The sequence below is a fragment of the Psychrobacter pasteurii genome, assembly GCF_900162815.1.
Lineage (GTDB): Bacteria > Pseudomonadota > Gammaproteobacteria > Pseudomonadales > Moraxellaceae > Psychrobacter > Psychrobacter pasteurii.
This window is the reverse complement of sequence record NZ_FUGD01000194.1, coordinates 1-323: the sequence shown is the minus strand read 5'-3', so window position 1 is coordinate 323 and position 323 is coordinate 1. Positions and strand designations below refer to the sequence as shown.

The 323-nt window shown below is 42.1% G+C and carries 1 protein-coding gene; it reads right to left on the bottom strand.

Annotated features, from left to right (window positions below; translation table 11 throughout):
• Window positions 1-323: transposase (locus tag A1232T_RS13355; protein ID WP_143514016.1), on the bottom strand; the 323-nt coding region annotated here is incomplete at both ends.

Sequence of the window (323 nt, the reverse complement as noted above, 5' to 3'; positions counted from 1 at the left end):
ACTAATTTGCAGGTGCAATCGTGATAGCTTGGCTTTCGCTTTAGCACGATTGTTACTGCCTTTTTGTTTACGGCTTAATTGACGACTCAGCCTTTTAAGCTTTTTAAGTTTCGCCTTAAGTGGCTTGGGTGCCTTGACCTTAGTACCATCTGATAGAGTGGTTAGGTCAGTAATACCTAAGTCTACACCAGTTTGCTTACCTGTCTTTTTGGTAAGGTTTACATCATCTATTTCAACTGCAACAGAGACAAACCATCTCCCACCTCGACTAAAGATTTTAGCTGAGAGTATTTTGCCGTCAAAGCGCAAGGCTTCACGCATAC